At 64.1% G+C, this 20,762-nt stretch carries 22 protein-coding genes and 1 riboswitch; of the genes, 16 read left to right on the top strand and 6 right to left on the bottom strand.

Translation table 11 applies throughout. The features are described 5' to 3' along the window. Positions 1-94 precede the first annotated feature (94 nt). Genes ACFWXH_RS10675 through ACFWXH_RS10665 form a run of 3 tightly spaced genes read right to left on the bottom strand, consistent with a single transcriptional unit; the run spans position 95 to position 1,641 of the window. The gene (locus tag ACFWXH_RS10675; RefSeq protein WP_379120007.1) at positions 95-697 is read right to left on the bottom strand and encodes an NADH-quinone oxidoreductase subunit C; all 603 of its coding nucleotides are present in this window, start codon (positions 695-697) and stop codon (positions 95-97) included. Positions 698-703: 6 nt separating this feature from the next. Next, positions 704-1,285, bottom strand: a complete 582-nt coding sequence (locus ACFWXH_RS10670) for an NADH-quinone oxidoreductase subunit B family protein (protein ID WP_054308111.1) — start codon at positions 1,283-1,285, stop codon at positions 704-706. Beyond that, positions 1,276-1,641 (bottom strand): NADH-quinone oxidoreductase subunit A, encoded by a 366-nt coding sequence (locus tag ACFWXH_RS10665; RefSeq protein WP_054308112.1) that lies wholly within the window; start codon positions 1,639-1,641, stop codon positions 1,276-1,278. Before ACFWXH_RS10665 ends, ACFWXH_RS10670 begins: the two co-directional genes overlap by 10 nt. Before the next feature lie 329 nt (positions 1,642-1,970). Here ACFWXH_RS10665 and ACFWXH_RS10660 point away from each other — a divergent pair, with 329 nt between their 5' ends. Continuing rightward, entirely contained in the window at positions 1,971-3,185 is a 1,215-nt protein-coding gene (locus tag ACFWXH_RS10660) for a winged helix-turn-helix domain-containing protein (protein ID WP_379120005.1), read from the top strand. 52 nt (positions 3,186-3,237) lie between these two features. Here ACFWXH_RS10660 and ACFWXH_RS10655 read toward each other — a convergent pair whose 3' ends face one another. Further along, positions 3,238-4,101, bottom strand: coding sequence for an alpha/beta fold hydrolase (locus ACFWXH_RS10655; RefSeq protein WP_379120003.1), 864 nt, complete (start codon positions 4,099-4,101; stop codon positions 3,238-3,240). A 195-nt stretch (positions 4,102-4,296) separates the two neighbouring features. Here ACFWXH_RS10655 and ACFWXH_RS10650 point away from each other — a divergent pair, with 195 nt between their 5' ends. Together ACFWXH_RS10650 and ACFWXH_RS10645 are read left to right on the top strand one after the other, a co-directional pair. After that, on the top strand, positions 4,297-4,770 hold the full coding sequence (locus ACFWXH_RS10650; RefSeq protein WP_379120001.1) for a GNAT family N-acetyltransferase: 474 nt from the start codon (positions 4,297-4,299) through the stop codon (positions 4,768-4,770). A 26-nt stretch (positions 4,771-4,796) separates the two neighbouring features. Next, complete coding sequence (locus tag ACFWXH_RS10645; protein ID WP_379119999.1) at positions 4,797-5,285, top strand: AAA family ATPase; 489 nt, start codon at positions 4,797-4,799, stop codon at positions 5,283-5,285. 18 nt (positions 5,286-5,303) lie between these two features. Here ACFWXH_RS10645 and ACFWXH_RS10640 read toward each other — a convergent pair whose 3' ends face one another. Beyond that, on the bottom strand, positions 5,304-6,008 hold the full coding sequence (locus ACFWXH_RS10640; RefSeq protein WP_379119997.1) for an SDR family oxidoreductase: 705 nt from the start codon (positions 6,006-6,008) through the stop codon (positions 5,304-5,306). A 261-nt stretch (positions 6,009-6,269) separates the two neighbouring features. Beyond that, positions 6,270-6,473: riboswitch (cobalamin riboswitch) on the top strand. Positions 6,474-6,506: 33 nt separating this feature from the next. On the opposite strand from ACFWXH_RS10640, the gene ACFWXH_RS10635 reads away from it, so the two are divergent. The 7 genes from ACFWXH_RS10635 to ACFWXH_RS10605 are packed head-to-tail and all read left to right on the top strand — an operon-like array spanning position 6,507 to position 14,803. After that, the gene (locus tag ACFWXH_RS10635; protein ID WP_379119994.1) at positions 6,507-6,932 is read left to right on the top strand and encodes a DUF1636 family protein; all 426 of its coding nucleotides are present in this window, start codon (positions 6,507-6,509) and stop codon (positions 6,930-6,932) included. Between the two features lie 2 nt (positions 6,933-6,934). After that, entirely contained in the window at positions 6,935-7,972 is a 1,038-nt protein-coding gene (gene cobW / locus ACFWXH_RS10630; RefSeq protein ID WP_379119992.1) for a cobalamin biosynthesis protein CobW, read from the top strand. Between the two features lies 1 nt (position 7,973). Then, positions 7,974-11,321: a cobaltochelatase subunit CobN gene (gene cobN, locus ACFWXH_RS10625; protein ID WP_379119990.1), complete on the top strand. Its 3,348-nt coding sequence runs from the start codon at positions 7,974-7,976 to the stop codon at positions 11,319-11,321. Further along, positions 11,318-12,661 (top strand): precorrin-3B synthase, encoded by a 1,344-nt coding sequence (gene cobG / locus ACFWXH_RS10620; RefSeq protein ID WP_379119988.1) that lies wholly within the window; start codon positions 11,318-11,320, stop codon positions 12,659-12,661. Before cobN ends, cobG begins: the two co-directional genes overlap by 4 nt. A 2-nt stretch (positions 12,662-12,663) precedes the next feature. Continuing rightward, positions 12,664-13,296 (top strand): precorrin-8X methylmutase, encoded by a 633-nt coding sequence (locus ACFWXH_RS10615; protein WP_379119986.1) that lies wholly within the window; start codon positions 12,664-12,666, stop codon positions 13,294-13,296. Beyond that, positions 13,293-14,042: a precorrin-2 C(20)-methyltransferase gene (locus tag ACFWXH_RS10610; protein WP_379119983.1), complete on the top strand. Its 750-nt coding sequence runs from the start codon at positions 13,293-13,295 to the stop codon at positions 14,040-14,042. Before ACFWXH_RS10615 ends, ACFWXH_RS10610 begins: the two co-directional genes overlap by 4 nt. Next, on the top strand, positions 14,039-14,803 hold the full coding sequence (locus ACFWXH_RS10605; protein WP_379119981.1) for a precorrin-3B C(17)-methyltransferase: 765 nt from the start codon (positions 14,039-14,041) through the stop codon (positions 14,801-14,803). The genes ACFWXH_RS10610 and ACFWXH_RS10605 overlap by 4 nt, the downstream gene beginning before the upstream one ends. Here the strand turns inward: ACFWXH_RS10605 and ACFWXH_RS10600 are convergent. After that, positions 14,767-15,534, bottom strand: coding sequence for a cobalt-precorrin-6A reductase (locus ACFWXH_RS10600; RefSeq protein WP_379119979.1), 768 nt, complete (start codon positions 15,532-15,534; stop codon positions 14,767-14,769). The two genes, ACFWXH_RS10605 and ACFWXH_RS10600, sit on opposite strands and share 37 nt — an antisense overlap. 1 nt (position 15,535) lies before the next feature. Between ACFWXH_RS10600 and cbiE the strand changes: the two genes are divergently transcribed. From cbiE to ACFWXH_RS10570, 6 genes are read left to right on the top strand one after another with little or no spacing between them, the layout of a single operon-like run. Next, complete coding sequence (gene cbiE / locus ACFWXH_RS10595) at positions 15,536-16,771, top strand: precorrin-6y C5,15-methyltransferase (decarboxylating) subunit CbiE (protein ID WP_379119977.1); 1,236 nt, start codon at positions 15,536-15,538, stop codon at positions 16,769-16,771. Continuing rightward, on the top strand, positions 16,768-17,145 hold the full coding sequence (locus ACFWXH_RS10590; RefSeq protein ID WP_379119975.1) for a cobalamin biosynthesis protein: 378 nt from the start codon (positions 16,768-16,770) through the stop codon (positions 17,143-17,145). Before cbiE ends, ACFWXH_RS10590 begins: the two co-directional genes overlap by 4 nt. Beyond that, entirely contained in the window at positions 17,142-17,900 is a 759-nt protein-coding gene (gene cobM / locus ACFWXH_RS10585; RefSeq protein WP_379119973.1) for a precorrin-4 C(11)-methyltransferase, read from the top strand. Before ACFWXH_RS10590 ends, cobM begins: the two co-directional genes overlap by 4 nt. After that, entirely contained in the window at positions 17,897-18,682 is a 786-nt protein-coding gene (gene cobA / locus ACFWXH_RS10580) for a uroporphyrinogen-III C-methyltransferase (RefSeq protein WP_379119971.1), read from the top strand. Before cobM ends, cobA begins: the two co-directional genes overlap by 4 nt. Next, a complete protein-coding gene (locus ACFWXH_RS10575) occupies positions 18,679-19,995 on the top strand; it encodes a cobyrinate a,c-diamide synthase (protein ID WP_379119969.1) in 1,317 nt (438 codons plus the stop codon). Before cobA ends, ACFWXH_RS10575 begins: the two co-directional genes overlap by 4 nt. Beyond that, the gene (locus ACFWXH_RS10570) at positions 19,992-20,759 is read left to right on the top strand and encodes an adenosylcobinamide-GDP ribazoletransferase (protein WP_379119967.1); all 768 of its coding nucleotides are present in this window, start codon (positions 19,992-19,994) and stop codon (positions 20,757-20,759) included. Before ACFWXH_RS10575 ends, ACFWXH_RS10570 begins: the two co-directional genes overlap by 4 nt. Positions 20,760-20,762: the final 3 nt, after the last annotated feature.

The raw sequence follows: 20,762 nt of genomic DNA, 5'->3' as shown, positions 1-20,762 counted from the left end.
TTCACGAGCCGAGCCACGACATACGCGGTGGCGCCGGCTGGAACCAGCCACAGCACCTTGCGCACCATCGAGCCGCCAGCCGCTTTGTCGCCGGTCATTGCTTCGCCTTTTCATCGCCCGGCAGCACGTAGTCCGTGCCTTCCCAGGGCGAGAGGAAATCAAAACTGCGGAATTCCTGCTTCAGCTCCACCGGCTCGTAGATCACGCGCTTGGCCTCGTCGTCGTAGCGCACTTCGACGAAACCGGTGAGCGGGAAGTCCTTGCGCAGCGGATGACCGTCGAAACCGTAGTCCGTCAGGATGCGGCGCAGATCCGGATGGCCGGAGAACAGCACGCCGTAAAGATCATAGGTCTCGCGCTCGAACCAGTCGGCGCCCGGCCAGACGGCGGTCACGGACGGAACCACCGTTTCCTCGTCCGCATGGGTCTTGAGACGGATGCGCAGGTTCTGCTTCGGCGACAGCAGATGATAGACGACATCGAAGCGCAACGGCCGCGACGGATAGTCGGCACCGGAGACGTCGATGAATGAAACGAACTGACACTTGGCGTCGTCCCGCAGGAAGGTTGCCGCCTTGACGACATCGGCGGCATTGACCAGCACCGTCAACTCGCCGTAGGCGAGAACGCTATCGATCACCGTAGCGCCGAGCTTGTCCTTGATGTGAGCGGCAAGGGCGTTGAGGGCTTCACTCATGACAGTTCACCGTTCGATCGTGCCGGTGCGGCGTATCTTCTTCTGCAGAAGAAGCAGGCCGTAGAGCAACGCCTCGGCAGTCGGCGGACAGCCGGGCACATAAATGTCGACTGGCACCACGCGATCGCAGCCGCGCACCACCGAATAGGAATAGTGATAATAACCGCCGCCATTGGCGCAGGAGCCCATCGAGATGACGTAGCGCGGCTCCGGCATCTGGTCGTAGACCTTGCGCAGCGCAGGCGCCATCTTGTTGGTGAGCGTACCGGCGACGATCATCACGTCCGACTGGCGCGGTGATGCGCGTGGCGCGATGCCGAAGCGCTCGCTGTCGTAGCGCGGCATGGCGGTGTGGATCATCTCCACAGCGCAGCAGGCCAGGCCGAAGGTCATGTACATCAGCGAGCCAGTGCGGGCCCAGGTGATCAGCGCCTCGCTCGAAGTGACGAGGAAGCCCTTGTCGGCGAGCTCGTTGTTGATGTCCAGAAAGAAGGGATCGTCCGAACCGACCGGCTTGCCGGTCTTCGGATCGAGAATGCCTTTCGGCTTTGGCGCGACGAGCGTACCGGAACTGTCGTTCAATCCCATTCCAGCGCTCCTTTTTTCCATTCATAGGCGAAACCGATGGTCAGCACGCCGAGGAAAACCATCATCGACCAGAAGCCGAGCATGCCGATCTGACTGAACGAGACTGCCCACGGAAACAGGAAGGCCACTTCCAGATCGAAGATGATGAAGAGGATCGACACCAGATAGAAACGGATGTCGAATTTCATGCGGGCGTCGTCGAAGGAATTGAAACCGCACTCGTAGGCCGACAGCTTTTCCGGGTCCGGATTGCGGTAGGCGACCAGGAATGGCGCCACGATAAGGGCAAGGCCGACGACCAGCGCCACACCGATGAAGAGGACGATGGGCAGGTACGAACTGAGGAGTGCGTTCATGCTGCGACTTTCCATTGGTGGCTGATCCACCTGATACAGCACAAGACCTTAGGGCGGAAGCATGTGGGTTCAACCGCCGGACCGTTTACGGGCCCATGCTGCAATGCGGCGACGGTTAGCGCAGCGCATTCGGCGAAGCAAGTCAAACCTTGTCCAAAATGCGACTGTGGACGCCTCTTCCAGCAAAACTGGTCCGATCGGCTCCCATTTGATTTCCTTCACTTTTTACTCCACTTTTATCTCCTGACAGGATTGGGGGCCAAACCCTGCTAGCATGAGCGGAATCGCCGCCAGCATCGGCTCGTCTCAACAGTCAAAATGTCGTCAGGATGAAAGACCGGATCTCACTCAAAACAGCTCGCCGCATCGCGCTCGCCGCGCAGGGCTTTGCCGACCCGCGACCAGTTGGCACACCCGACCGCCGCCACCTTGGGCGTGTGCTTTCGCGTACCGGGCTCTTGCAGATTGATTCCGTCAGTGCCGTGGTGCGCGCGCATTACATGCCGCTCTATTCGCGCCTCGGTCCCTACCCTATGTCCTTGCTCGACGACGCCATGGCACCGGGCCGCAAGCGCCTGCTGTTCGAATACTGGGCGCATGAGGCATCCCTGCTGCCGGTCGAAACCTATCCTCTCATGCGCTGGCGTATGGAACGCGCCGGGCGCGGCGAGGAAATGTATCTGGGGCTCGCCAAATGGGGCTGCCAGAACACGTCCATGATTGATGAGATCTACCGCGAGGTCGAAGCGCGCGGGCCGATCGCCGCGTCCGAGATCGAGGGCCACAAGGGCAATGGTGGATGGTGGGGGTGGAGTGCCGCCAAGCACGCTTTCGAATGGCTGTTCTGGGCAGGGCGCATCACCACCCATTCGCGTCGCGGATTCGAGCGGCTCTACGATCTGCCGGAACGTGTGCTGCCGCGGGCGGTGCTTGATACGCCTGTCCCGTCGCCCGAGGATGCACACCGTGAATTGCTGCGACTGTCGGCGCGAGCCCACGGCGTGGCGACCTATTCCTGCCTGCGCGACTATTTCCGGCTCGCGCCGCACGATACCAAGGGGCGGCTGGAGGAGCTTGTCGAGGAAGGTGAGCTGATCCCGGTCCGTGTCGAAGGCTGGGACAAACCGGCCTATCTGCACAAGGATGCACGCCAGCCGCGCAAGGTCGAGGCGCGTGCCCTGCTCGCTCCCTTCGATCCGCTGGTGTTCGAGCGCAGCCGCGCGGAGAATCTGTTCGACTTCCGCTACCGTATCGAGATCTACACACCTGCCGAGAAGCGGCAGTATGGCTATTATGTTTTGCCCTTCCTCTATGACGAGAAGATCGTGGCGCGCATTGACCTGAAGGCCGACCGGCCGGCCGGCGTCCTACGCGTGCATGCTGCTTATGCCGAGCCGGCGGCACCACAAGAAACGGCGGTCGAGCTGTTCGAGGAACTGAAGCTGATGCAAGGCTGGCTTGGCCTCGAGCGTATCGAGATAGCACCTGCCGGCGATCTCGGCCCTGCGCTCGCCGATGTTGCCATGACAGCGAAGGCAGCCTGAAAAAGCAAAGGCGGCGCCGCAGCGCCTCCTCCTCCCTCGGACTCTGTCCGGCTTACTGGAACATGCCTTTGGGTGTCTCACCCTTCAGGAATGGCTCGGTGAAGGCGAAGAGCAACGCCGGCTGGGTGATGACGGCGGTGTGCGAGGTTGCCGGCATGATCGCAAGGCGCGAGGCGGCAAGCGGCTTGCCCATGTCGCCCATCGCACCACCGCCAAGCAGCCGGAACAGCGCAACCGAATGTTCAAGCGTAGCCACATCCGCATCGCCGCTGATGATCAGCACCGGGGTTTTGAGCGCTTTGACCTCGGCTTCCCACGCCATTGGCTCCTTCTCGAGCTGAATCAGCTTGCCTACCAGCGCCGGGAAACCGGCCGGATTGGCGGCGAGTTTCTTGTATTCGGCCGCGAAGGGCATGTTGACGAACATCTCGACGTTCATCTGTGGGATGAAGGCCGTGAATTCAGGCTGCCAACCCTTGGCGTCATAAGCCGCGGAGGCAGCAACGAGCTTGTTGACCTTTTCGGGATGACGGATGGCGAGCTGCAGGCCAGCGGCTGCGCCCATCGAATAGCCGAACACGTCCGCCTTCTTCAGCCCCACTTTGTCCATGAAGCCGGCGACATCGTCTGCCAGATTGGGATAGGTGATCGGCCGATCGATATCGGTGGTGCGGCCATGTCCCTGGAACTCCAGCGCATAGACCTTATGGGTCTTGGCCAGCGTCGGGATGATCTCGCCCATGGAAGGAATGTTCATGTAGGCGCCATGCAGGACGACCAGCGGCTCACCCTCGCCAGACACTTCATAATACATTTTCATGCCGTTGACCTCGACACGATCGCCGACAGCTTCGGAACCGGCAAACGCTGGGCTGGCGAGAATAGAGGCGGCGGCAACTAACAATGCGCGAAACATGAGGTTCTCCGTTGGTTGTCTCATGCGTTTTCGGTAACGCTGACGATAAGACGAAGCTGCGTTTCACATTCCGACATGGTCAGGCAAAATTTTCTTCTGGCAGCTGGCGACCAGCCACGAGCCGATGGCATGTTTGCCGCCTCTTAGACCTTCGGCCCATCTCGCAAACAGACCGCCAACCCGAAAGACCGTCGCATGCCGCATGAGTCCAATGCCCGATTCCGAGCCGCAACAATCGCCGACGTGGCTCTGGTTCGCGACATCGTCCACGCGGCCTATTCGAAATGGATTCCGGTGATCGGACGCGAACCGAGCCCGATGAAAGCCGACTACGATGAGGCGCTGCAGAAGCACCAGTTTACGCTGCTTTATCTCGATACCGAGATCGCTGGCCTGATCGAGACAATCCTGGAAAACGATCATCTCTGGATCGAGAATGTCTGTGTATTGCCGGCTCAACAGGGAAAGGGGCTCGGCAAGGTACTGCTCCATCATGCCGAACAGGCGGCCCGACAGGCCGGCCACAACGAAACCCGCCTGCTGACCAATGCCGCATTCGAGGCCAATATCGCGCTCTACCAACGGCTGGGTTACGTCATCACCGAACGGGAACCGTATATGGGAGGCACCACAGTCTATATGCGCAAACATCTGGCGCTGGACCTCTGAGCCGATCCGCCTACCCGAGCCCCCACATGAAACGCGTCTTGATCACCGGGATGTCCGGAACCGGCAAGTCGGCCACGGTCAGGGAACTGGCAGCGCGTGGTTATGCGGCTTACGATCTCGATACGCCGGAATGGTCTCACTGGATCGACGCCGCTGCCGGCGACGCGCTGACACCCGAGGATGGCAAGGACTGGGTGTGGCAAGTGGACAAAGTGCGGATGCTGCTTTCCCAACAACGCGAAGCCCTGCTCTTCATCAGCGGCTGTGCCGAGAACATGCACGAGCTTTTCTCGCTGATCGACACTGTGATCCTGCTCTCACTGCCGATCGATACGATCATGCAGCGCGTGTCCGCACGCACATCAGGCGGCTATGGCCATGTCGAGGAAGAGCGACGCAAGATTGTCGAACTGACCGAGACGATCGAGCCGCTGCTTCGGGAGTCCGCTGACTATGAGATCGATTCGAGCGATCCGGTCGAAGCAACGGTCGACCGGATCCTGCGATTGGCTTAGCCGCCCCGCACAAGCCCTCTACACGGAGCGGGTCACACCACCATCGACGCGGATGTTCTGGCCCGTGATATAGCCGGCGGCGTCGGAAGCGAGGAAGGCGATCGTGGCGGCGATCTCCTCGCTGGTTCCGTAGCGCTTCAAGGGTACGCTGTCGCGTCGCTCCTCGGTGGCCGGCAAGCTGTCGATCCAGCCCGGCAGCACATTGTTCATGCGGATGTTGTCGCCGGAATAGGCATCGACGAAAATCTTGGTGAAGGAAGCAAGACCTGCGCGGAACACCGCAGACGTCGGAAACATCGGGCTCGGCTCGAAGGTCCAGGCGGTCGAGATGTTGATGATGGCGCCGGCCTTCTGCTGCTGCATCACCGGCGTCACCAGCCGCGTCGGACGGATGACATTCATCAGATAGGTGTCGAGGCCCTTGTGCCAGTCCTCGTCGCTGATCTCTAGGATCTGCGCGCGGGGGCCGTGGCCGGCGCTGTTGACCAGCACATCGATGCGTCCCCACGTCGAAACAGCAAGATCGACCAGCCGGCGTAAATCCTCGTTGGACTGGTTCGAGCCGGTGACACCGACGCCGCCGAGTTCCTTAGCCAGCGCCTCGCCCTTGCCGGACGATGACAGAATCGCGACCTTGTACCCGTCCGCCGCCAGCTTGCGCGCCGCGGCAGCACCCATGCCGCTGCCACCTGCGGTCACCACTGCCACCTTTTGAACCGTCATAACCATCTCCTGTCCGATGCGGCCGGGCCGAGAGGCCCTGCCATGCTTCCATCTGTGATAGCATCAGACGGCGACAAGCAAACCCAGGCAAGAGGCAAGTTCGGCAGGGCCAGGTTGGAGAATAATAAGGGACTTGCTTCGAGAATGGCACGCAGCGTCAGGCTGTTTCTCGCTCAATCAAAGGGCGGACAGGATTCACGTACCAACACGCATGCGACGTTATCCGCCGTAAGCGCGCGTTGACAGCGTGGCCCGGCCAAGCCTAAATCCGACAAAGACGGTCTCTTCCCTTCACCGGGAGGAGCGAAGAGGGAATGCGGTGCGAGGCGGCAGCCTCAATTCCGCGGCTGTCCCCGCAACTGTGAGCGGCGAGCCAAGGCCGATAGCCACTGGGATTTCCCGGGAAGGCGGCACCAAGGCACCGACCCGCGAGCCAGGAGACCTGCCGTCTGACCAGAATCCCAACGCCTGGCGGGTGTCCCGGGCAAGGAGCCTGATTTGGATTGCAACGGCAGTTTTTTGGCTGAGACGGAGAGTGTGGCAGCGGACGTGGCGACCGCGCCGGTCACCATTGTCGTGTGCTCGTCCTGTCGTGACGAAAACGGCTCCGACGCTCATCCTCGCGCCGGCGCGCTGTTGGCCGACGCCACCCGCGCCGCAGCCCGAGACAGCGGGACCATCGAAGTCCGCACCGTCGAGTGCCTGGGCAATTGCAAGCGCCGCCTTTCGGCTGCGCTGCTGCGCGACGGTTGCTGGAGCTATGTCTTTGGTGACCTGACCGCCGAATCAGGCTCAGACCTCGTCACCGGTGCAGAACTCTTCGCCACATCGCAGGACGGCCTCATCCCATGGCGTGGTCGCCCCGATTCTCTCAAGCGCGGCCTCGTCGCGCGCATTCCTCCCCTTGCCATGCTGAAGGAATAGACATGACCGCTTCCGTTTCCCGTGTGCCCTGCACCGTCGTCACCGGCTTCCTCGGCGCCGGCAAGACGACGCTGATCCGCAACATCCTCGAGAACGCGAAAGGCAAGCGGCTGGCCCTCATCGTCAACGAATTCGGCGATGTCGGCGTCGATGGCGAGATCCTCAAAGGCTGCGGCGTCGACTCTTGTCCTGAGGAAAACATCGTCGAACTCGCCAATGGCTGCATCTGCTGTACGGTCGCCGACGACTTCGTGCCGGCGCTCGACCAGATCCTGGCACGCACGCCGAAGGTCGACCACATCCTGATCGAAACCTCCGGTCTCGCATTGCCAAAGCCACTGGTGCAGGCCTTCCAGTGGCCGACGGTGAAGAACCGCGTCACCGTGGACGGCGTCGTCGCCGTGGTTGATGGCCCGGCTCTCGCCGAAGGTCGCGTTGCCTCGGACATGGATGCGCTTGCCGCTCAGCGCGCGGCCGATGGTACGCTCGACCATGACGACCCGGTCGAGGAAGTGTTCGAAGATCAGGTCGCCTGCGCCGACCTCATCATCCTCTCCAAGAACGACCTGCTGGACGAGGCCGGCGCGGCGCGCGCCAACGCCGTGCTCAGCGAACATGTCGCGCGCGCCGTCAAGGTGGTGCCGACCGCACAAGGCAAGGTCGATCCATCCGTATTGCTTGGGCTCGGCCTCGCCGTCGAGGACGACATCGAGAACCGCAAGAGCCATCATGACGGCATGGGCGACCATGAACACGATGATTTCGATACGTTCGTGATCGAGATTCCTTCTGTTGCCAATCCGGAAGATCTCGCCCGCCGTGTCGCGGAAGCCGCGGACAAGGAGAATGTGCTGCGCGTGAAAGGTTTCGTCGAAGTCGACGCCAAGCCGATGCGGCTTCTGCTGCAGGCGGTTGGACCGCGCGTGAACCACTATTATGATCGCGCCTGGACAGCGGAAGACGAACGTCGCTCGCGGCTGGTGGTGATCGGGCTGAAGGGCCTTGACCGCCCGGCCATCGAGAAGATCCTGGTAGGATAACTTGCACATCCTGACCACCACCTCCGCCTCGCTCGACGATATCGCCGAGCCGGTCGACCTGCGCCAGCAGCCGGCGGAGATGGTGGCGCTGTCTTTCACGGACAGCGATCTGGCCGGGCTGGCATCCGCCTGGCAGGCGGACGCCGGCGCCTTGCCGTCGATGCGGCTGGCGGCGTTACGTGACCTTCGCCATCCCATGTCCGTCGACCTTTGGATCGACAGCGTTGCGCAGCACGCCAAGGTGATCCTGGTGCGCATCCTGGGCGGCTACGACTGGTGGCGCTACGGCTGCGACCAGCTTGCGGCGGTAGCCCGAGCCAAGGGTATCAAGCTGGCGCTGCTGCCCGGCGAATCCCATGACGAAGATCCACGTCTCATCGAAGCGTCCACTCTGTCTGCGGACGATCTCAGGGCTTTGCTCGCCTATTTCCGCCAGGGTGGGCCCGCCAATATGACGGCGCTGGTCAACCGGTTGGCCGCACTTTGCGGCCACGACCGAACTGTTGCCCAACCGGTCGAACTGCCCAAGGCAGGGTTTTATCGGCCGGATGTGGGTGTCGTGGACGAGCCTCCCCTGACCTTCGCTGGCAAACCGGCCGTCCCCATCCTCTTCTATCGGTCCATGCTTCTGGCAGCCGACGCGGCCCCTATCGATGCCCTGGTCGAAGCACTGGAGACCCGCAACGTCACGGCAGTGCCGATCTTTGTTCCCAGCTTGAAGGACAAGACCGCTCTCGATTTCGTCGAAACCGCATTCGCAACGCTCAAGCCGGCCGCTATCGTCACCGCCACCGCATTCGCCTCCGGCGCGGAACCGGGAGCCGAAACCTTGTTCGACCGTGCCGGCGTGCCGGTGTTCCAGGTCATCGTGGCCACCACGCGCCGCGACGCCTGGGAAACCAACCAGCGCGGCCTGGCTCCTGCGGATCTTGCCATGCATGTCGTGCTGCCGGAACTGGATGGCCGCATTCTCGCAGGCGCCGTTTCCTTCAAGGCCGAACAGGAAACGGATACCGCGCTGGCCTTCCGCGCTTTCGCCAACAGGCCGGAGCCCGATCGTGTCGAGCGTGTAGCCGACCGTATCGCAGCGCATATCCGGCTCCAGCGGGCAGCACCTGCCGAGCGGCGCCTTGTCATCCTCATCCCCGACTATCCAAGCGCACCGGGCCGCACCGGCTACGCGGTCGGTCTCGACGTGCCCTCTTCCGTGCTCGCCATGCTGCACGACCTTAAGGAAGACGGTTACGCGGTTGAGAAGATTCCTGAATCTCCGCGGGAATTGCTCGACCTTTTGGAACGGAGTGACGAACATCTTGCCACCAACGAGTATGCTGAGCTCTTCGGTCACCTGCCAGCAGATGCGCGCCAGACGGTGCTCGAAGCCTGGGGCGGAGCTGACGTACCCCATTTTCCTTTCCGCGCCGCCACCTTCGGCAATATTACGGTAGCTCTGGCGCCGGACCGCGGCCGCTCTGCCGACCGCCGCGCCGACTATCATGATCCGACATTGCCGCCGCGCCACGAACTGGTCGCCTTCGGCCTGTGGTTGCAGAAATCACTCGGCGTGCATGCGATCGTCCATGTCGGCGCGCATGGCACGCTGGAATGGCTTCCTGGCAAGACAGTGGCACTTGGCCAGAACTGTTTCCCCGAAATCGTCACCGGTGCGCTGCCCGTGATTTATCCTTTCATCGTCTCCAATCCCGGCGAAGCGGCACAAGCCAAACGCCGCATTGCAGCGGTCACGCTCGGTCATCTGCCGCCGCCATTGACCGGCGCCGGGTTGGACGAAAACCAGCAGGAGCTTGAGCGGCTGGTTGATGAATATGCCCAGGCCGACGGGCTCGACCGCCGCCGGCGCGACCGACTGGCGAAACTGATTGTCGAAACGGCCGCGAAAACCGGACTTGCCTCGGAAGCCGGCGTGGCCAAGACCGATGCGCCCGACGAGACACTACGCCGCATCGACGCCTGGCTGTGCGATCTCAAGGATTTCGCGGTCAAGGATGGCCTGCACGTCTATGGGCGCGCTCCGGAAGGCGAAGTCGACCCGCTGCGCCTGCAAAGCGCGGCCAACGAGAAAGCGTCGCTGCTCGCGGCCCTCGGCGGACGCCATATCAGTGCCGGCCCGGCAGGTGCGCCCGCCCGCGGCCGCACCGACGTCCTGCCAACCGGCCGCAACCTGTTCACTGCCGATCCACGTACCATGCCGACGCCGACCGCCTTCGACCTCGGCAAGGCAGCAGCCGACGAAATCGTGGTCAGCTACATGCAAAGCCACGGCGACTGGCCGCGGGCACTGGTCATCGATCTCTGGGGTTCGGCGTCCTTGCGCACCGGCGGCGAGGAGATCGCGCAGGGTCTGGCCCTTATGGGCTGTCGTCCGCAATGGGACGCTGCCACCGGTCGCGTCACCGGCATCGAAGTGCTGCCGCCAGCGACGCTCGGGCGGCCGCGTGTCGACGTGACCTGGCGGATTTCCGGTCTGTTTCGCGACATGTTCCCGACCCAGATCGCCCTGATCGATGCGGCGTCGCGGGCGGTCGCCCAGCGCGATGAGGATGACAGCGAAAATCCGCTTGCAGCGGCAACGCGCGCGGCAGGCCGGGTCGAGCCGCGCATCTTCGGCTCCTCACCCGGAACCTATGGCGCCGGCCTCGAGGCAATGCTTGCCAGTGGCGAATGGGACCGCCGCGAAGAGCTTGGCCGTGCCTATCTCGAAGCCGCTTCGCATGCCTATGGCGGGGCCGAAGGCGAAGGCTCCGCCGCACCCGGCGCTTTCGCCGGCCGCATCGCGGAGGCCGATCTGCTGGTCCACACCGGCGACGATCCGGGCCGCGACATCCTCGAAGGCTCAGCCGACGTCGCTTTCATCGGCGGCTTCTCGGCGGCCCTTGCCGCGCTTGGCAAAAGCGCTGACGTCATAGTCCTCGACACCACCGATCCCACGCGGCCCAAACCACGCTCGATATCGGAGGCGGTCACGCGGGTGGTACGGGCCCGCGCCATCAACCACCGTTTCATCGAGGGCCAGATGCGACATGGGCCGCGCGGCGCCTCGGAATTTGCCGAGACGGTCGATCGCCTGATCGGCTTCGCCGAGACCACACATGCGATTGCCGGTAGTCTGATCGGCGCCGTGCACGATGCTTATCTGGGCAACGAGGCGGTGCGCGCGTTTCTGCTGACTGAAAACCCACAAGCCGCCAAATTCATCGCCGAGCGCTTCCAATCGGCCCGACGACGCGGTCTTTGGCATCCGCTGCGCAATGCGGTCGACGACGATCTTGCCGCGTTGATCGCTGAGGCCGAAGGCCATACGCCAAAAGGAGCGGAGGCGGCGGAATGAACGCCCTCCAGCGCCGCGGCGCCTGCCCTGCCTTGTCAACGCCGATGCAAACCGGTGACGGGCTGCTGGTGCGCCTCAACCCGGTTGCTGGAGGGCTTTCTCCCAAAGCCCTGATCGGGTTGTCGGAATCCGCTGCCCGCCACGGCAACGGCATCATGGAGATCACCGCGCGCGGCTCGATCCAGATCCGCGGCCTGACCGCTGCAAGCGCCAGCCAACTGGCAGCGGACGTGAATGCGCTGAGCATCGCAGTGCGAACCGGCGTCCCTGTCGAAACCGGCCCTCTGGCCGGGCTGGACAGTCACGAGATTGCTGACCCCCGCCCACTGGCAGAGGCGATCCGCGGCGCGATCGAAAAAGCAGACCTGGCTGGCAAGCTCGGGCCGAAAGTGTCCGTCGTAGTCGATGGCGGCGGCGCTATCGGCCTGGATGCGATCCTGGCCGATATCCGGCTTGTCGCGGTTCAGGGCGGCGGCAATGCAAGATGGCATCTCTCCACCGGCGGGACGGCGATCACTGCGCGGCCGCTGGCACTGCTGGATGAAGCGGCCGCATGCGATGCCACTTTGGTGATCCTACAGGCCATCGCCACAAGGGGTCGCGAAAGTCGTGCACGTGATTTACCCGTACCTTTGGCATTTGCCACGTCCCCGGCCGGCAACGCTGCAACGCTATCTGAACGACGTCGCCCAACCGATTCTATTCCCATTGGAATCCTTCCTCTCGCCAGTCACACACATGCCGTAGGCATCGCCCTGCCCTTCGGCTCGATGCCTGCGGAATCGATCGCTAAACTCTGCTCGGAAGCAGCCGCATGCGGCACCGACGAAATCCGTCCTGCACCACGACGCGTACTGCTGTTCCTGGGCCTGACCAAAGAAGCCTGCACCGACTTGCAGCAGGCGGCCAGCACGCTCGGCTTCGTGACCGACGCCGCGGATCCCCGTTTGCACATAGCGGCCTGCCCGGGCGAGCCTGCTTGCGCCTCCAGCAGGATCGCCACGCGCGAGATCGCCGAAACGGTTGCCTCCACCCATGCCGGCTTGCTCGACGGTTCTTTCACCTTGCATATTTCTGGCTGCGCCAAAGGCTGCGCACATCCCGCGACCGCAGCACTGACCTTGATCGGCGGCGAAAACGGAGCCGGACTTGTCGTGGACGGGACGGCGAAGGCCCTTCCGCCCCGATACAGCCCGCGATATGAAGCCGCGCGCGGTCTTGGCCGCGTCGCCGCGCTGGCCGGCAGTGCCAGGCACGACAACGAAACCGTCGCCGCCTGCCTTGCCCGGCTGGGCGAAGCGGCGATCACCGAAGCCTTCGGCAGATTGGGTACGGATTGAGTATGGCGGCCTACGACTACATCCATGACGGCAATGCCATCTACGAGCGCTCCTTTGCGATCATCCGCGCCGAAGCCGATCTGTCACGCTTCTCGGAGGCCGAGGCCGACATCGCCATCCGCATGATCCATGCCTGCGGTCAGGTCGAGGCGGCTCGGCATTTTGTCTTTTCGCCCGATTTCGCCACCGCCGCGCGCAATGCGCTCAAATCAGGTGCGCCGATCCTGTGCGATGCCGAGATGGTGTCGCATGGCGTCACCCGCGCCCGCCTGCCGTCCGGAAACGACGTGGTCTGCACGCTGCGTGATCCGCGCACGGCCGATATCGCCAAGGCGATCGGCAATACCCGTTCGGCCGCCGCAATCGACCTCTGGACCGACCGGCTCGAAGGCGCGGTGGTCGCCATCGGCAATGCGCCGACGGCATTGTTTTATCTCCTGGAAAAACTGCGCGACGGTGCGCCGAAACCGGCCGCGATCATCGGCATGCCGGTTGGATTTGTCGGTGCTGCTGAATCCAAGGATGCACTGGCCGAGAATTCCTATGGCGTACCGTTCGCGATCGTGCGTGGCCGGCTGGGCGGCAGCGCCATGACCGCTGCGGCACTGAATTCGCTGGCGAGGCCCGGCCTGTGAGCGCGCTGGCAAAAGGCCGCCTCATCGGAGTCGGCACCGGCCCCGGCGATCCGGAATTGATGACGCTCAAGGCCGTTCGTGCGCTGGCCGAGGCCGATGTCGTGGCGCATTTTTCCAAGCGCGGCGCCAACGGCAATGCCCGCACCATTGTCGGCGCACATTATCGGCCGGACTGGATCGAATTGCCGCTGGTCTACCCAGTCACGACCGAAATCGACAAGGACAGTGACGACTACAAAGCCGCGATCACCGGCTTCTATGAAGAATCCGCGATCAGGGTTGCCGAACATCTCGACAAGGGCCGCACCGTCGCTATCCTCTCCGAAGGGGACCCCCTCTTTTATGGTTCCTACATGCATCTGCATGTGCGTCTCGCTCATCGCTACCCGACCGAAGTCATCCCGGGCGTCACGGCCATGTCCGGCTGCTGGTCTGCCAACGGGCTGCCGATCGTACAGGGGGACGACGTGCTGACCGTCCTGCCTGGCACCATGAGCGAATTCGAATTGACGCGCCGGCTGGCCGATACCGACGCGGCCGTCATCATGAAGGTCGGCCGCAACCTGCCGAAGATCCGCCGCGCGCTGGATGCCACCGGCAAACTCTCGCGCGCCGTCTATGTCGAACGCGGCACCATGCCGGGTTCGGTCTCGATGCGATTGCAGGACAAGCAGGACGACAAGGCACCCTATTTCGCCGTGGTTCTGGTGGCGGGCTGGTCCGGACGCCCGGAGGCAAGCCTATGAGCGGCCGTCTCTTCGTCATCGGCCTCGGCCCCGGCAATGCAAACCAGGTCACGCCGGAAGCGAACCATGCGGTCGCCGACGCTGAGTTCTTCTACGGCTACAAGCCCTATGTCGACCGGCTCGAGCTGAAACCGCACCAGACCCGGATCGCTTCCGACAATCGCGAGGAGCTGGCGCGCGCCAAGGAAGCGATCGTCAAGGCGGCCGAAGGCCATGCAGTGGCTGTCGTCTCCGGCGGCGATCCAGGCGTCTTCGCCATGGCTGCCGCGGTCTGCGAGGCGATAGAGGACGGCCCGGCCGAATGGCGCGACATCGACCTGCAGATCGTTCCGGGCGTCACCGCCATGCTCGCCGTGGCGGCCCGCGCTGGCGCGCCGCTCGGCCATGATTTCTGCGCCATCTCGCTGTCCGACAATCTCAAGCCCTGGGACCTGATCGAGCTCAGATTGCTGGCGGCAGCCGGTGCCGGTTTCGTGATCGCCCTCTACAACCCGATCAGCAAGGCTCGCCCCTGGCAACTTGGCCGCGCCTTCGAGGCACTTGCCGCTATATTGCCCGGCACCACGCCAGTGATCTTCGGTCGCGCCGCTGGTCGTCCTGACGAGCGCATCGAGGTCGCTTCGCTGGCCTTCGCCCGGGCCGACATGGCGGATATGGCGACCTGCGTGATCATCGGATCGCCCGAAACCCGTATCATCAAACGCAACGGCAAGCCGGCGCTGGTCTACACGCCACGGTCGGCGACGGGACGCAGAGAATGATCGACCATGGCAAGCAGCTCCGCGATGCCTGGCGCCGAAGGCACTGCCGGCAGAACCGGCCTGCGGATGATCACCACGTCGATGCCGAGCGCCCGCGCCGCTGCGATCTTGCCGTAAGTTGCCTCGCCGCCGCTGTTCTTGGAAACGACGACGTCGGTGCGGTGTTCGAGCAGCAATCGACGCTCATCTTCCTCGCGGAAGGGTCCACGCGCCAGAAGGTAGTCGACATAGGGAACGCCGAGCGGCGGCTCGACCGGGTCGACGCTGCGCAGCAGATAGTGGTGCTGGGGCGCAGCCTCGAAGGCACCGACCTCCTGGCGCCCAAGCGCCAGAAAAACACGTCGAGCGATGAGACCGAGTGCGGCAGCAGCACCCGCAGCATCGTCCACTTCCGTCCAGCGATCGCCTTCCTGTCGTTCCCAGCCGGGGCGACGCAACGCCAGGATCGGCACGCCGGCAAATTGCGCGGCTTTGGCCGCATTGGCCGAAATGCGCGCCGCGTAAGGATGCGTCGCATCGATCAGCAGATCGGCCTTGGTCTCCTTGAGGTAGGCAGCAAGACCTTCGGCACCGCCGAAACCGCCAACACGTGTCGGCACCTGCTGGGCGATCGGATTTTCGGTGCGGCCCGCCAGCGAGAGGGTCAGCTCGATATCGGGTTTTGCGGCCAACTGGCCGGCCAGTTGCCTGGCCTCGGTCGTTCCGCCCAGAATGAGAATGCGGTGGGACATCATGCCTGCTGAGAAAGAAACACACGCCGCGCCAGCCTGGCTTGCCGTTGTCGGCATCGGCGAGGACGGTGTAGCGGGTCTGGGCGACGAGGCCAAGCGGCTGATCGCGGAGGCCGAATTCGTCTTTGGCGGCAAGCGCCATTTCGATCTCGCAGGTGCCCTCGTCTCCGGCGAGATGCACCTGTGGCCGTCCCCTTTCGATCCGGAAATGGAAGCGGTTCTCGACCGTGCCGGCCGGCGTGTCTGTGTGCTCGCTTCCGGCGATCCCTTCTTCCACGGCGTTGGCGTGACGCTGGCGCGCAAGGTCGCCGCCGCCGATATGGTGGTGGTGCCTGCCCCTTCTTCCCTCTCGCTAGCAGCCTCGCGGCTAGGCTGGGCGCTGCAGGACGTCGAGACGATTTCCCTGCATGGCCGCCCGCTGGACCTGATCCGACCATTGCTGCATCCTGGTGCCAGGATCCTGGCGTTGACTTCGGACGGCGCGGCACCCGCGAAACTGGCCGCACTGCTTTCAGAACTCGGCTTCGGCTCGTCCCGGCTGACTGTGCTGGAGGCATTGGGTGGCCCGGATGAAGTCGTCCGCAGCGCACGCGCCGGTGATTTCAATCTCAAAAACATCAATCCGCTCAATGTGCTGGCGCTCGAAATTGAATCGGAATCGCAAGCGCGCATCCTGCCCTTCGCCTCTGGCCTTTCCGATGATCTGTTCGAGACCGATGGCCAGATCACCAAGCGCGAAGTGCGCGCCATGACGCTATCCGCACTGGCGCCGCGCCGTGGCGAAGTGCTGTGGGACATCGGCGCCGGCTCCGGGTCTATCGCGATCGAATGGATGCTGTCGCATCCTTCGCTGCACGCCGTCGCCATCGAGGCCAACGCCTCGCGCGCCAAGCGCATCCGGCGCAACGCTTCCGCCTTTGGTGTGCCGGGATTGGCGGTGATCGAAGGTGAGGCACCGGAAGCATTGGCCGGCCTGCCGGCGCCGGATGTCATCTTCATCGGTGGTGGCGGCACCGATGCAGGCGTGTTCGATGCCGCACTGAAGGCGCTGCCGTCTGGCGGACGCTGCGTAGCCAATGCCGTGACGCTGGAGATGGAGGCGCTGTTGGTCGCCCGGCAGGCGGAATTGGGCGGCACCTTGACCCGCATCGCCATTTCGCGCGCAGCCCCCGTCGGCACCATGCAGGCCTGGCGGCCGGCCTTGCCAGTGACGCAATGGAGCTGGATCAAGCCATGATCGTCGCGGGCATAGGCTGTCGCAAAGGCGTCGACACGGCGGGGATTCTGGCGGCGGTGGACGCAGCGCTTGGCAGTCATGACCTGGACCGCTCCTCGCTTTCCGCGCTCGCCACCACCGCTTTCAAGCGAGACGAAGCCGCTATCTTCGCCGCAGGCCGGGAACTTGGTCTCGAGGTGATCGTCGTCGAAGGTGTCGGTGTGGACGAAAACACCCTCACCCATTCCGACATTTCCCGCGCCACTGCCGGCTCACCATCCGTTTCGGAAAGTGCGGCGCTCGCCGCAGCAGGCAAGGATGCGCGCCTGCTTGGACCGCGCCTCATCACAGGCGCCGTTACCTGCGCCCTAGCTGTCAGCGGAGGCCCGGCATGACCGTGCATTTCATCGGCGCCGGTCCGGGCGCCGCCGACCTCATCACCTTGCGCGGCGCCAGGCTGCTCGCCTCATGCCCCGTCTGCCTCTATGCCGGCTCGATCGTGGCCCCGGAACTGCTCGATCATTGCGCCCCCGGCGCGAGGCTGGTGGACACCGCGCCAATGTCGCTGGATGAGATCGAGGCCGAATATGTCGCTGCCGACAAGGCCGGACAGGACGTGGCGAGGTTGCATTCGGGCGACCTTTCGGTCTGGAGCGCCGTCGCCGAACAGATCCGCCGCCTCGAACGCAACGGCATTGCCTATACGCTGACCCCCGGCGTGCCTTCCTTCGCCGCCGCTGCTGCTGCCCTCAAGCGCGAACTGACCATCCCGGAAGTGGCGCAAAGCCTGGTGCTGACCCGCGTTTCGGGGCGTGCTTCCAAGATGCCGCCGGGCGAAACCCTGTCGGCCTTCGGTCGCACGGGCGCGACACTGGCGATCCACCTCGCCATCCATGCCATCGAGCAGGTCGTGACGGAACTGACCCCGCACTATGGCGGCGATTGCCCGGTCGCCATCGTCTTCCGCGCCACATGGCCGGACGAGCGCGTCATCCGCGCGACATTGGAGACCGTTGCAGCCGCCCTGGCTGCAGATCCGATCGAGCGCACGGCGCTGATCTTCGTCGGGCGTTCGCTGGCGGCGGAGGACTTCACCGAAAGCTCGCTCTACGATCCCTATTACCAGCGCCGTTTCAGGAACCGGCAATGACGCTTTCCACGACCTTCGCCAGGCTCACCGCCCACAAGCCGCTACTCGAGCCCGGTCACGTCTGGCTGGCAGGCTCCGGGCCAGGCGACCCCAGTCTGCTCACGCTGGAAGTACTCTCGGCGCTTACCCAGGCCGACGCGCTGGTGCATGACGCGCTGGTCTCGCAGGAGATCATCGCGGTCGCCGAGCAGGCTGAAAAATTCTATGTCGGCAAGCGTGGTGGCCGGCTGTCCATCCCGCAAAGCGAGATCAACACTCTGCTGGTGAAGCTCGCCAGGGAAGGCCGCAAGGTGGTGCGGCTGAAAGGCGGCCACCCCTACGTCTTTGGGCGCGGCGGCGAGGAAACGCTGGCCTTGACCGAAAACGGCATTCCTTATCGCGTCTTGCCCGGCGTGACCTCCGCCTTCGGCGGCCTGACCTCAGCTGGCATTCCGGCGACCATGCGCGGCATCAACGGCGCCATCATCCTGGCGACCGGCTTTGCCGCAGTTTCCGACGACCGCCCGGACTGGCAGGCGCTCGCACGCACCGGCCAACCCATCGTCATCTATATGGGACTGACCCACATGGAAGAGACGGTCGCCGATCTGCTGGCCGGCGGACTGGCATCGGACACGCCGGCGGCGCTGATCGAAAACGCCACGCACCCGGAGGAACGCACGGTCGTCGCCACGCTCGGCACGCTGGTAGAAGCAGCGGCACGCGAAGCGGTCGTCTCACCGGCACTTATCGTTGTCGGCGGCATCGTTGCCATGCGTGAACGGTTGGCGGGCAAGCCATGAGCGCTAGCGCCATCATCGTCGGCGCGCCACGCTCCGGCTCCGGGAAGACCAGCGTCACCATCGGCATCTTGCGCGCATTGGCAAGACGAGGCGTGCGCGTCCGCGGCGCCAAATCCGGTCCCGACTATATCGATCCCGGCTTCCATGCCGCCGCCACAGGCCTTCCCGGCGTCAATCTGGACAGCTGGGCAATGCCGCCTTCCCTGCTCAATGGCTTGGCGGCACGTGCCGCGGATGATGCCGAACTGGTGGTGCTGGAAAGCGCCATGGGCCTGTTCGACGGTATTCCTTCGCCGGATGGACGCACCGGCTCGGCGGCCGACCTTGCCCGGCTCTACCGGTTGCCGGTGCTTCTGGTGCTCGACGTCTCCGGCCAATCGACGACGGCTGCGGCGATCGCCAAGGGTTTTTCCTGCTATGACCCCAATGTGCGCATCGCCGGCGTCGTGCTCAATCGCCTCGGCAGCGAACGCCATCGCAAACTGTGCGCCGACGCCATCGAAGCGCTCGGGCTGCCGGTGGTGGGTGCGATCCAGCGCGATTCTGCCCTGGCCCTGCCCGAGCGCCATCTCGGTCTCGTGCAAGCCAGCGAACATGCCGGCTTGATGTCGCATCTCGACCGGCTGGCCGACATGGCCGAAACCTCGCTCAACCTCGATGCGATCATGGCGCTTGCCACACCACTGGCACCCGCCGAGGGCAGCTTCGGCGCGGCATTGCCGCCGCCCGGCCAGCGCATCGCGCTCGCCGAGGACGCCGCATTCACCTTCGTCTATCCGCATGTCGCCGCGCATTGGCGCGAAGCCGGCGCCGAGATCGTGCCTTTCTCGCCGCTAGCCGACGAGGCGCCGGATACGAGCTGCGATGTCTGCTGGCTGCCGGGTGGTTATCCGGAACTGCATGCGGGCAAGCTGGCAGCCGCAGGGAAATTCAGTGCCGGCATGCGGCGCTTTGCCGAGACGAAACCGGTACACGGCGAGTGCGGTGGCTTCATGGCACTGGGCGCGGCACTCGAAGACGCCGACGGTGTCACTCATCCGATGCTCGGCCTGCTCGGCCATTCAACCTCTTTTGCCAAGCGCAAGATGAATCTCGGCTACCGTGAAGCCAGGCTGAAGAACGATTGCGCCTTGGGCGCAGCCGGCACGATCGTGCGCGGCCATGAATTCCACTATGCGAAGGTGATCGATGCCGGTTCGGACGAGCCGCTTGCCGAGCTTGCCGATGGCCTGGGCAATCCGCTTGGTGTTTCGGGTGCACGGCGCGGCCCTGTCAGCGGCACCTTTTTCCATGCCATCGCGATGAACCCATGAGCACCACTTCCGCGTCCGGCAAGATGGCCACCGACATCGCGCTGTCTCTGGTCTTTTTCACGCGCCTGCCGTTGCCGGTTCTCGATTTTGGCGACCGCAAGCTGGCTGACGCGATCTGGGCGGCACCCGTCGCGGGCGTGGTCGTGGCCGTTATCGGCGCGGCCGTTTTCACGCTGGCAACGAGCCTTGGCGTTGCTTCGGGACCGGCCGCGGCGCTGGCGCTGGCTGCCATGATGCTGACCACAGGCTCCTTGCACGAAGACGGTTTTTCCGATGTCGCCGACGGTTTCGGCGGCGGCCGCACGCCGGAGCGGAAGCTGGAGATCATGCATGACAGCCGCATCGGCGCTTACGGCGCTTCAGCGCTCGGCCTGAGCATCCTCATCCGCTGGAGCGCGCTGGCCGAATTCTCCAATGGCTGGTCCGCTCTGCTTGCCCTGGTCGCCGCTCATGCCGCTTCGCGGGGATTGCTCGGCGCCTTCCTGCACTGGCTGCCATCAGCCACTGCCGAGGGGCTCTCCTCTCGAGTCGGCACGGTCTCGCTGGGTACTGCGCAGGCGGGCATCATTCTCGGCGCAATTGCGCTGCTTGTGTTGGGCGTTGGCAGTGCCATTGCCGCCGCCGTCCTGCTCGCCCTGATATTTCATGGCTTTCGCAAGCTCTGCTTGCGCCAGATCGGCGGCCACACCGGCGACGCTGCGGGTGCCTTGCAGCAGCTCAGCGAAATCGCCGTCCTCATCGTCGCATCCGTTGCGCTCACCTGATTC

Origin of the sequence: Mesorhizobium sp. NPDC059054 (assembly GCF_042739215.1) — a bacterium.
Lineage (GTDB): Bacteria > Pseudomonadota > Alphaproteobacteria > Rhizobiales > Rhizobiaceae > Mesorhizobium.
This window is presented reverse-complemented; position numbering and strand designations above follow the sequence as displayed.

What these genes read in the sequence shown, in the direction of transcription:
- ACFWXH_RS10665 (WP_054308112.1), bottom strand. Translation starts at nt 1,641, where the DNA reads ATGAACGCACTCCTCAGTTCGTACCTGCCCATCGTCCTCTTCATCGGT.
- ACFWXH_RS10650 (WP_379120001.1), top strand. Translation starts at nt 4,297, where the DNA reads ATGCCGCATGAGTCCAATGCCCGATTCCGAGCCGCAACAATCGCCGAC.
- ACFWXH_RS10675 (WP_379120007.1), bottom strand. Translation starts at nt 697, where the DNA reads ATGAGTGAAGCCCTCAACGCCCTTGCCGCTCACATCAAGGACAAGCTC.
- ACFWXH_RS10645 (WP_379119999.1), top strand. Translation starts at nt 4,797, where the DNA reads ATGAAACGCGTCTTGATCACCGGGATGTCCGGAACCGGCAAGTCGGCC.
- ACFWXH_RS10570 (WP_379119967.1), top strand. Translation starts at nt 19,992, where the DNA reads ATGAGCACCACTTCCGCGTCCGGCAAGATGGCCACCGACATCGCGCTG.
- ACFWXH_RS10590 (WP_379119975.1), top strand. Translation starts at nt 16,768, where the DNA reads ATGATCGTCGCGGGCATAGGCTGTCGCAAAGGCGTCGACACGGCGGGG.
- ACFWXH_RS10615 (WP_379119986.1), top strand. Translation starts at nt 12,664, where the DNA reads ATGGCGGCCTACGACTACATCCATGACGGCAATGCCATCTACGAGCGC.
- ACFWXH_RS10655 (WP_379120003.1), bottom strand. Translation starts at nt 4,101, where the DNA reads ATGTTTCGCGCATTGTTAGTTGCCGCCGCCTCTATTCTCGCCAGCCCA.
- ACFWXH_RS10640 (WP_379119997.1), bottom strand. Translation starts at nt 6,008, where the DNA reads ATGACGGTTCAAAAGGTGGCAGTGGTGACCGCAGGTGGCAGCGGCATG.
- ACFWXH_RS10660 (WP_379120005.1), top strand. Translation starts at nt 1,971, where the DNA reads ATGAAAGACCGGATCTCACTCAAAACAGCTCGCCGCATCGCGCTCGCC.
- cobG (WP_379119988.1), top strand. Translation starts at nt 11,318, where the DNA reads ATGAACGCCCTCCAGCGCCGCGGCGCCTGCCCTGCCTTGTCAACGCCG.
- cbiE (WP_379119977.1), top strand. Translation starts at nt 15,536, where the DNA reads ATGCCTGCTGAGAAAGAAACACACGCCGCGCCAGCCTGGCTTGCCGTT.
- ACFWXH_RS10600 (WP_379119979.1), bottom strand. Translation starts at nt 15,534, where the DNA reads ATGTCCCACCGCATTCTCATTCTGGGCGGAACGACCGAGGCCAGGCAA.
- ACFWXH_RS10670 (WP_054308111.1), bottom strand. Translation starts at nt 1,285, where the DNA reads ATGGGATTGAACGACAGTTCCGGTACGCTCGTCGCGCCAAAGCCGAAA.
- cobW (WP_379119992.1), top strand. Translation starts at nt 6,935, where the DNA reads ATGACCGCTTCCGTTTCCCGTGTGCCCTGCACCGTCGTCACCGGCTTC.
- ACFWXH_RS10575 (WP_379119969.1), top strand. Translation starts at nt 18,679, where the DNA reads ATGAGCGCTAGCGCCATCATCGTCGGCGCGCCACGCTCCGGCTCCGGG.
- cobM (WP_379119973.1), top strand. Translation starts at nt 17,142, where the DNA reads ATGACCGTGCATTTCATCGGCGCCGGTCCGGGCGCCGCCGACCTCATC.
- cobA (WP_379119971.1), top strand. Translation starts at nt 17,897, where the DNA reads ATGACGCTTTCCACGACCTTCGCCAGGCTCACCGCCCACAAGCCGCTA.
- ACFWXH_RS10605 (WP_379119981.1), top strand. Translation starts at nt 14,039, where the DNA reads ATGAGCGGCCGTCTCTTCGTCATCGGCCTCGGCCCCGGCAATGCAAAC.